Annotated in this window: 7 protein-coding genes and 1 other annotated feature; of the genes, 4 read left to right on the forward strand and 3 right to left on the reverse strand. The window is 40.0% G+C overall.

The window, feature by feature from the left end; all coding sequences use genetic code 11:
* Nucleotides 1-97: 97 nt before the first annotated feature.
* The 3 genes from MT391_RS11550 to MT391_RS11560 form a co-directional block, all read right to left on the reverse strand.
* Entirely contained in the window at nucleotides 98-2,533 is a 2,436-nt protein-coding gene (locus tag MT391_RS11550) for an ATP-binding protein (protein WP_499498109.1), read from the reverse strand.
* 36 nt (nucleotides 2,534-2,569) lie between these two features.
* Nucleotides 2,570-3,682 carry a response regulator gene (locus tag MT391_RS11555; RefSeq protein WP_499498111.1) on the reverse strand — a complete coding sequence of 371 codons (1,113 nt, stop codon included), beginning with the start codon at nucleotides 3,680-3,682 and terminating at the stop codon, nucleotides 2,570-2,572.
* Nucleotides 3,683-3,884: 202 nt separating this feature from the next.
* Nucleotides 3,885-5,104 (reverse strand): IS3 family transposase gene (locus MT391_RS11560; protein ID WP_499498112.1). Its coding sequence is split into 2 segments (ribosomal slippage): nucleotides 3,885-4,810 and nucleotides 4,810-5,104, totalling 1,221 coding nucleotides; the frame shifts between segments, so codons are not numbered across the junction.
* Nucleotides 4,710-4,826: a sequence feature (AL1L pseudoknot), on the reverse strand. Its footprint overlaps the gene before it by 117 nt.
* Nucleotides 5,105-5,599: 495 nt before the next feature.
* Between MT391_RS11560 and MT391_RS11565 the strand changes: the two genes are divergently transcribed.
* The 4 genes from MT391_RS11565 to MT391_RS11580 all read left to right on the forward strand — a co-directional run.
* Nucleotides 5,600-6,421, forward strand: coding sequence for a TnsA endonuclease N-terminal domain-containing protein (locus MT391_RS11565; protein ID WP_499498114.1), 822 nt, complete (start codon nucleotides 5,600-5,602; stop codon nucleotides 6,419-6,421).
* Nucleotides 6,411-8,492, forward strand: a complete 2,082-nt coding sequence (locus MT391_RS11570; protein ID WP_499498116.1) for a TnsB C-terminal domain-containing protein — start codon at nucleotides 6,411-6,413, stop codon at nucleotides 8,490-8,492. The genes MT391_RS11565 and MT391_RS11570 overlap by 11 nt, the downstream gene beginning before the upstream one ends.
* A complete protein-coding gene (locus MT391_RS11575) occupies nucleotides 8,485-10,068 on the forward strand; it encodes an ATP-binding protein (protein ID WP_499498118.1) in 1,584 nt (527 codons plus the stop codon). The genes MT391_RS11570 and MT391_RS11575 overlap by 8 nt, the downstream gene beginning before the upstream one ends.
* Nucleotides 10,069-10,111: 43 nt before the next feature.
* Nucleotides 10,112-10,529, forward strand: a 418-nt coding sequence (locus MT391_RS11580) for a TniQ family protein (protein ID WP_499498120.1), incomplete at its 3' end; no start/stop codon positions are given.

The raw sequence follows: 10,529 nt of genomic DNA on the forward strand, positions 1-10,529 counted from the left end.
GTATGTAACACGTTTCTGGACATAAATGAGCTACAGCTTACGCTAAATTAGCATTTAACGGATAATGTGAGGTATCGCAAACCTTCTCATCGATGACCTAAAGTAACTCATCCACAACGGTCTCTTTGAATTGACTTAACTCGACTTTGATTTGAACCATTAGCTCCAGAGCATCGTCAAAATGATAACTTGATACTGCTTCAGACAGAGCGTAGCTCAGTTCCGGATTAAGCTTTTCAAAACAGGACTTATGCTTGGAATAATAAAATTCAGACTCTAAGTCGTACTCTTCTAGCAATGCTGTCAGGTGGCTCACTTTAGACTCAAACTCCTCGACTGATTTGATATCACACTCGTGTTGAAGATGAGTGGTATCAACGAGCGCAGATTCTGGAAGCTCTTTGTACTTAGGAATTACTGATACTCCGGAGTGGTCAATATCGAGTTTGATGGTAAACCAGAAATTGCTCCCTTTATCTAGCTCACTGTCGACACCAACATGACCGCCCATTAACTCTGTAATGTGCTTAGAAATCGCAAGGCCAAGGCCAGTACCTCCGTATTTTCGGGTCGTTGAGGCGTCTGCCTGCTGATAGCTGTCAAATACGACGGTCTGGTCGTGTTCAGACAAACCAATCCCCGTATCCATGACACTAAATAGCAGGTGAATATGGTTTTCGCTTCTTTGCACGACACTGACTGCGATGGTTACATCTCCTCCTCTAGAAAACTTGATGGCGTTACTCACATAGTTCAGGAGGATTTGCTTAATACGAAGTTGATCGCCAACGACCTGAGGAATGGACTGATCAACTTCAGTCATAAGATGAACATCGTTTTTTCTGGATTTGTGCTCAAAAATGTCGTGCACATCCTGAATTGTCGCTCGAATATCGAATGGTGCCTTCTCAATATCAACCTTATTTGCTTCAAGTTTAGAAAGGTCCAGAATGTCATTAATCAGTGTCAGCAAATGCTTGCCTGATTTATCGATTTTCAACAGGTTATTTTTCTGCTCAGACGTGAGGTCTGAATTTAACAGTATGTAAGATAACCCGAGAATCGAATTCATCGGCGTACGTATTTCATGGCTGACATTTGAAATAAACTTGCTCTTGGTTAGGTTAGCATGTTCAGCCGATAATTTTGCCTCAGTCAGTTCGGAGGTAAGCCTATCCAACTTGCCACCCATGTTGATGATCGCGTTTGCTGTTTCGTTGAGCTCTTTTAAACGGAAGCCTTCATGAGCTAAGTTAAAATCACCCAGCCCGACTCGATTGACCATGCTCTGGATCTGAGTTAATGGCTTAGCAATAAATTCACTCATCTTCTTGGACGAACGCCAGATGAGGATAAAGAACAAGGTATAGAATGCCACTAAACCGAAGATCAGAATGTAACCAATTTTTTGGTATTTTTGTTCTAGCGCATGAGAAGTCGCATACATTTCCTTCTCACCAACAATCATCAGTAAGCGCCACTGAGTTTCTGGTATGGTCGACCATGATAGCAGTTTATTTTCACCATTCAGTTTGAGCTGCATAACCCCATTGGTGTTCTTGAGTAAACGCATGCTCAAGTCAGCGGTGTCATCACGTTTATACAGGTTAAATGCCTCAGGCTTAAAAATCTCTTTGGTGATTGCTTGCTGGTAGCTGTGCTCAGTGAGTTCTTTCAAGCCAAAATCGTGTTCTCCTTGTGGTGGCAAAGCCATAATTGTGCCGTTACTACTCGCTAAAACAGCGTAGCCGCCGCCCCAAGGAATGGCTAGATTTTGAATGCTTTCTATAATGTCACTGACTTTGATATCAAGCCCGACAACACCCTCGAGAAAACCTTGGTTGTAGACCGGCGCGATAGCCGATGCCATCCAGCCGTGGCCCGCAGGATCAATGTAAACATCTGTCCAAATTGTCTTCTGGTCAGGATTGTTTTCAGCGTTTGCCAGGTAGTAAAAGTTGTACTCCGGAATGTCCATTTTGGGAGGGTACTGAGCGACGGTGTAGAACCACGGGTAGATTCGGTTGTATGAATCCCAGGTATTAAAGTAAATCGACGCAACCAAATCGCTATTATTTTCGATTTGTTTCATCAGTGGGTCAAGGTGAGCGAGTTTATACACCTTCTCCCAATCTTTTTCGGCGGTAAGACCAGAGTAGAAAGAAGCCGAGCCCCCTAAATCTTGTTTAGAATACAAGACGCCATCTTCGCTCACGGCAAGATTATCTTTTTCAGATCGGTCAATGGTGTGTTCTTCTGATAAAACACGTTCTGTTTCGTTTTGGTATACGGCCGTTAAGCTTTCTATTGAGAGCAGCTTCTCTCTAATGATTGCTGCTTCTCTCTCCGATGAGATCTTCAACTCTTCATTTACTTGTGTGTAAATGTATTCCATGTTGTCGGCACTGATAAAATGGTTACTTATTAGGTAAACGGCAATAAGAACCGCTTCCACCAGAATGAGGGGAATGATTCCGGTTTTGACCATTGAACGCCACACCCACGATTGCGTGGTGATTTTCTTGTCTTTCATGTTTGTTCCAGAAACGGCTATAAGTACTTGTCTTATCTAGTTAGTGTATTCTTGAGCAATGGCATCGAGTTCATCTGTAATTTCAGCGAAGGCATCGATGATAGTAGGGTCAAATTGAGTGCCTTTGCCTGACACAATGATATTTACTGCGTCTGAATGTGAAAACGCAGGTTTATAAACTCGCTTGCTGATGAGCGCATCATAGACGTCTGCTATAGTCATGAGTCGGGCGGACAACGGAATTTGCTCTCCAGCAAGACCTAATGGGTATCCTTCACCATCCCAGCGTTCGTGATGTGAGTAGGCGATCTCTTTTGCGACAGTCAAGAACTTCATAGGCTGGCCGCATACTTTCTCAGCATTTTTAATCGCTTCATAACCGATGGTGGTATGAGTTTTCATCACTCGAAATTCATCGTCGGTCAGGGAGCCTTCTTTCTGCAAGATGTTGTCTGGAATGCCTATTTTCCCGATATCGTGCAGAGGCGCTGATTTATATAACAGGGCAATAAAGTCATCGGTCAGTTCTGAAACATAACGCGAGTTTTGGCGTAATTGCTCTGCTAAACGTTTTATGTAAGCTTGGGTACGTTTAATGTGGTTACCCGTTTCGTTATCGCGGGTTTCGGCTAACGAAATCATGGCATAAAAGGAAACATCTTGAATTGCGTGAAGCTCTTCTTTTTGCCGCAAAGCTTCGTTGGTTCGTCTTTCGACCTCTTGCTCTAGCACTTGATTCTTGTCTTTTAAGATATCGGAAGCCACTTTGAGAGATACATGTGTTTTAACACGTGCCTTCACGACCTCTGGGTTAATTGGTTTGGTTATGTAGTCAACGGCACCCAATTTTAGCCCTTTATGTTCATCGACTCTTTCAGCTTTAGCTGTGAGGAATATTATCGGGATATCACTGGTTGCTGGGTTTGATTTAAGCTGCTGGCATACTTGATAACCATCTATTTCCGGCATCATGATATCGAGCAAGATCAAATCTGGATTAGCAGTTTCGGCAAGTGTAAGCCCGCGCTCACCGCCGTTTGCCCCTTTTACCTTATAATCATCTTTAAGTAGCTGATACATCAGCGTGAGGTTTTCTGGAATATCGTCGATAACCAATACAGTTGGCTTCGATGAAGAAAAATCGAACATACTTCCTCCTTTTGGCAGCAATACGGCAAATTGCGATTTAGTGCATAATATTTATGTCAATAATCACTTAATGATCTTGAACTCTTTACTAAAATAAAGATGAAATAGGCTAGAATCGGTATCATCACGAACGTCGCGCAATAAAGTATCGAAATAGCCACAATGAATCGCCCCGAGTTCATCGGAGACCAGTTTGTTTAAGTCAGGCCACTTTACCTGACTCGTTTAAATTATCATAGTAGTCTGTTTCATATTGAGCTGGTGAAATATACCCAATTGAAGATAATAAGCGTTGATTATTAAACCAATTGACCCACTCTAACGTTGCGTATTCAACAGCATCAACATTCTTCCACGGGCCATTTCTGCGAATAATCTCTGTTTTAAATAATCCATTTATTGTTTCAGCCAATGCATTGTCATAAGAGTCACCCTCACTGCCTACAGACGCTTGAATTCCAGCTTCAGCAAGTCGCTCAGTGTATCGTATAGACAAATATTGGCTGCCTCTGTCGCTGTGGTGAATTAACCCTTCGGGGTTGCCACGATGCCAAATAGCTTGCTCTAACGCATCAAGAATAAGCTCTGTGTGCATTGTCGTTGATACACGCCAACCTACAATGTATCGTGAAAAAACATCTATCACGAAAGCGACATAAACAAACCCACTCCATGTGGCAACATAGGTGATGTCAGCTACCCAAAGTTGATTTGGCTGCTCAGCAGTAAATTGAAGATTAACTAAATCAAGTGGCTTATCTTGTTGCTCGTCAGGTATCGTTGTCTTATGTGCTTTACCCCGACGAACACCTTGAATTCCCATAACTCGCATCAATCGTTCGACTGTACAGCGGGCGACTTGATGGTCGTCAAGCTGTAGCTGCTTCCATACTTTTCTTGCACCATAAACTGACATATTATCCTCCCACACTTCGCGAATGAGTATCATCAGCTCAGCATCACGCTTTTTACGGTTAGACAGTCGCTCAGGCTCTCTTTGTATCTGTTTATGAGAATAATACGTTGATGGTGCAATCGGCAATTCCTTGCAAATTGACTCGACACCGTAATGCTCTCTGCAAGCATCAATAAAATCCACTATTACTTCTGTTTGCGGTCGAGCTCCGCTTGGGCGAAAAAAGCGGCAGCTTGCCTCAGGATATCATTCGTTCGCTTGAGCTCTTTATTCTCGCGCTCTAAGACGGCAAGGCGTTCTTCAGTTGATTGCGTATTAGAAGAGGGTTTAGACGGTTGAGCTTGAGATTTCTTGACCCATGCTCTAAGTGTTTCTGGGGTACATCCCAGTTTATCTGAAATCGATACTAGCGCAGCCCAAAGAGAAGGGTATTCATGCTGTTGTGTGGTAACAAGCCTAATTGCACGTTCACGAAATTCTGATGTATAGCGATTTGATTTTTTCATAGTTCCAGTTTCTCAAGTTATTGAGTCTCTGGCAAACACGGGGCGATTCACAAATACAAATAACTTAAACCGATCTTCCAGCAAACAACCATTCCACAACCTTTTGATTGATTCTATCATCGAACTAGTCCCGTCTTATGCAACTTCAAGTGAAACTGGCTATATTGAGTATCTAACATTAGATAATGTAGGTCAATATGATCGCGCTTGTTTGATCAAGTGTAACTGCCCTAAATTGCAAAGGGGCAGAAATGAGTTTGGCAACATCGCCTCTGTTAGATTCCAATCAGCACAGAAAGTACTACCTCTATAAGAACTATGCTTTAGTTCAGTTCACCCTTACAACCGCAGATATTAACCATTAAAGGAGATGTTACACTTTTAAGTATGCATAACAATAAAGTTTGATCTATTACAATAAAGTCTGATCATATACATTAAACATTGATCATTTTTCAACCTCCTGCTAAGTTTAACTTAGTCGGAGGTTTTTTTATGTCAGATGAAAATAAATCACTAAACAAGAAAGATCAAAAACGTTTAAAAGAAAAACGTGGTGAAGGAGCGGGTAAAGATTATATTCCATTCATTAAGGTTGGAGAGTTTAGTAGTTCAGGAGAAAGCGTTCGCGTAAAAAGCTCGACCGTAGGACGTATTCATCATTTTCATTCAGGAATTGAACTAGCGGCTTTTCTGGTTTTTGATTGGTGTGCGGATGTCGTCGATATTCGCGAACAGTTTCCAATCCCAATTATCGATTCGCTTAATATCTGTCGTCAACTTGGCATAAAACATCCACAAGTGAAAGGTAAGTTAATAATAGTCACTACGGACTTATTAATTAATATGGCTGATGGTTCACAAGTAGCTATTGCAGTTAAGCCAGCTAACCGCCTTGATAATAAAAGAGTGCTTGAAAAGCTTCAAATAGAAAAATCATACTGGGAAAGCTCGGGTAGTGCTTGTTTCTTGTTTACTGAGAAAGAAGTCTCGAATAACCTAAAAATGAACTTGAAATGGTTACAACCAGTCTTAGACATCGATCAAGAAGTTACTTATCAACTTGCAAAACAAGACGTCGTGAGTCTTTTTGGTCGAATTAACAAAGATCCAGCTGCATTTGTTGCTCGTTACTGTGCTCAGCTAGATGATCGATATCAAGTTGAGCCTGGCTATCATATCGAAGTACTACGTTTTGGCATTGCAAATCACTATTTAAAAACCTCTTTAGAAACGTCTTTTCCAAATTGGAAATGCAATGATATTGAATTCGTTTCTGTAGATAAATTAGAGTTAGGAGTAGTAAATGCTTCTTAGTCAAACTTATCAATTTACTGATTCTGAAGAGAGAATTCGTGTTGTATATGAAGAGATTGATTATATTTGGTTGATCAATATAGATGATCAATCTGCTTGGCCTGTGTTTAAGATTTTATCTGAGTTTGAAGAGCTAATCGCTAGTGGGGTTATTGCTTTAATTGACGAGCCTTTTACCTTTTCACATGTAGATGCCAATAGTCCTCAAGGTTTAAAGAGAGATGAAGCATATTCTTTGCTCAAATTGCTTTTGGACAACCATACTCTGTTATTTGACAAGACTTCTAGAAATCGACTGATTCGAAGTGTTGTAGAGGAAACAGAAAAGCCAAGGATTTATTTCATTCGACAACTGCGTCGGTACTGGCAGAGAGGAATGACTCCAAATGCTTTAATACCTGATTACCATAATTCAGGTGGTAAAGGTAAACCAAGAAGAGATATAGAAAATAAATTAGGACGAAAACGCACAACAACCCAAGGTGTTGGCGCAATTATTACAGATGATGTCGCGGATATATTTCGTTTGGCCATTGATGGTTTCTTTATTAAAAATAATAAGTTTTCTATCAAAGCGGCTAAAGACAAGGCCATTGGATTATATAGATCACGGTACCCTGATTCTGATAAAACAACGATTCCAACATTACGTCAATTTCGGTATTTCTATGAGTCTAACTACAGAACACATGACATAGTAAAAAAACGAACTCCTTCAAAAATATACGATAAAGATATCCGCCCTCTTACAAGTACCTCTACTTATATGAGTATTGGCCCTGGTGGACGCTATGAGATCGATGCAACAATCGCAGACTTATATTTGGTTTCTGAAAAGGATCCAAACCGTATTATCGGGCGACCTGTTATCTATGCTGTTAAGGATGTTTTCAGCCGTATGGTTACTGGTATTTATGTTGGTTTAGAGAACCCTTCTTGGGTTGCTGCAATGATGGCTATTTCTAATGCGTTACTTGATAAAACAGAATATTGCCATAATTATGGAATAGATATTGATTCTAGTATCTGGCCTTCAGTTGGTGTCCCTGCCACGATTATGGCGGATAAAGGTGAGTTATTGCATAGGCAGGCAGATGTTCTGGTTAATGCATTTAATATACAGTTGAGTAATTCTCGGTCTTATCGAGGTGATGATAAGGGCGGAGTTGAAAGATACTTTAATATTCTTCAAACAACATTTCGGCCTTATATTGGCGGTATAGTTGAGCCTATTAATGGTAAAAAGCGATTAGGTCGTCGTTATGAATTAGATGCAGAACTAACGTTACCTGCATTCACTGAAACAGTAATTAATATAATCATTAATTATAATACTCACCACGTAGTTAAAGACTATGATTTTGCTGAAGACATGCCCGAAGATTTACCTGCTGTTCCCATTCAATTGTGGAATTGGGGAATAAAAAATAGAACCGGTCGATTAAAGCCATGCACCAAAGAAATGGTTAGCATAAATCTACTTCCTTGTGAAAAAGGAACTGTCTCAGAAGTTGGGATAGGGTTTAAGGGATTGAAATATACTTGTAAAGAAGCAATGTCAGAGGGGTGGTTTGATCGCTTTTCGCATACAAGGCCCACAAAAGTTGATATTGCGTTTGACCCTAGAAGAACAGACGTGGTGTATTTACGTCCTAACAATGATTATGAATCCTATTGGATATGTGAATTATCAGATAGAAGTCGAAGATTTAAAGGAATGAGTTTTGTTGATGCTGCTGGCATATTTAAATTAGCGAAAACTGCAGAGGCTATCGCCAACCAAAGTGCAGATTTTGAAGCACCTGATTTACAGCGTCAAATTGAAAGTATTGCCAAGCGAGAGCGCACTAAAAAAACAAATACACTTAAATTAAGTGATTCAGAAAGGTTAGCGGGAATTAAGCGTAATCGAAATAATGAACGAGAGTTTGAGCGAGAATGCAGTTCTGTAAACCTGAAGCCAGATACTAAGCCGTCACTTGATAATATTGTTGATATTAAAACGGGTAATAATTCAGAAGCAATTGAATATCCATCACTTGATGATTTTCTAGGAGATGATGATGATTAAAATCCATCATGCTGAATATGTCGATCCGCAAGTCGAGGATTATCGAGGTCAGCCGTTGATTAATGCATTACCTTTACTGAATTCACCCAAAGATACAGCTAAAGCATTAAACCGTTATCCAGTGGTACGAGACAGTGAAAAAATATTACCTGGTTACATTCGGCGTCATGCAATGATGAGAATTTTAGATGGCTTTCTTTATCCAACTAAAGCCCATCTTCAATTAGAGCAAATGATCTCAGGGATGATACGTAGGGGATATCTAGGTCGAAATATTGCTACAACGGAGTATCAACGGAATATAATCGATGTTGATAGTATCGATTTCCTCGCTGTCTCTCGAAATGCAGGAAATGCAGCTCTAGCAAGTTCAGTTATAGGTTGTTCAGGGACAGGGAAAACAACAGCGGTACAAGCTATTTTAGATTCATACCAACATCAAACTATTTATCACCCTGAGTATCAACATACTCAATTAGTATGGTTAAAACTTGACTGTCCACATGATGGCTCTGCAAAAAGTTTATGTATTAATTTTTTTAGAGCAGTGGATGATGCTATTGGCTCTGATTATGAATTCTTATATGTAAAAGCCAAATCGTCAGCAGAATCAATGCTAGGGGATATTGCTCGGGTTTCAGCTATACACTCTGTTGGTATTTTAGTTATTGATGAAATACAGCACCTACAAGCCGCTAGATCAGGTGGTGCAACCAAGTTATTGAATTTTTTCGTTACGCTGACGAATGTAATTCAAGTACCTGTATTATTTATAGGTACTCCCAAAGCGCTTGAACTTTTTTCACCTACAATGCGTTCAGCACGCAGGGCCTCTCAGTTTGGTAGTTTAAATTGGAATCGATTTGAGCATTTAAAAAAAAGTGATGAGGAAAGTGAATGGGATAAATTTATTAATCGAATGTGGAAATTGCAATGGTTTAATAACCCTACTCCACTTACAGAGTCGATGAAGTCCTTATTTTGGGAGCTAACACAGGGGGTTGCACACGTAGCGGTTTCTCTTTTTTATCTTTGCCAAGCTCGGGCCGTGATGGCTGGCAAAGAAGAGATTAGCCTGAAACTGGTTAAGGCTGTATTTAACGAAGAGTTATCCATTATCCAACCAATGATTAGAGCGCTACAAAGTGGTAGAAAAGAAGAGATAATAAAATATGCTGATTTGGATTTACCAATCGACAGTATTCGTATCGTAGGGCAAGTTGATGAGGCAGATTTAACCACTCCCGAAATATACGATGAAACTCAACAAGACAAAGAAACAGAGCTGATTGATATGCTGATTCGAATGGGAATCGGTGCAGATATTGCTCCTCTAACAGCAAAGCAAGCTTTGAAAGAAAAGCCAGAAGAAGACTTATTTGGTTTAATCGCTCACATAAAACAATTGAGTGAGAGCCCTAATACAGCATTGAAAGCGACTACTAAAACGATCGAGAAGTTACAGCCTATCTTTGTTAAAAATGATTTGAGGTTATTACGGGGTGACGAACCTCTTTCTACTTATCGTAATTTGAAAAATGAAGGGATGATATTGGATATTACGCCTTACTTGTAAAGAAGGGCATTCTGGTCATAAAACGAATTAATTGGTGGCTGATATGTTGACTCATTTTACTATTGCTCAACCAGGGGAATTATTAGGTTCCATACTTGCAAGGTTTATTGAGCAACACCGAATAGGTGATGATAAAGTGGCATTACAATGGTTATTTGATAATCGGAAAGTAGTGCCTTCAGCTCACCTTCAAGGTCATATTAAAGAGCTTCATAAGCGTGTAGGCCATATCTGGAAAATTACGCCAGAAAAAATTATTTATCAACATACGTTATTACCTCTTTTTGCTCCTTTTACTCCACCTCAGCGTTATAAAGAAATATTAAATAACATCATTGATGGTTCAACGAATACAAGCTCACTGCGAACAGGTATGAATACAGGTTCACTAATTTGGCCTGATACATATCAAGTGTGTCCAATTTGTTTGAATGAGCAAAAGCAAAGTGTAGGCTTTTATT

Origin of the sequence: Vibrio sp. 1-Bac 57, assembly GCF_037546855.1 — a bacterium.
Lineage (GTDB): Bacteria > Pseudomonadota > Gammaproteobacteria > Enterobacterales > Psychromonadaceae > Psychromonas.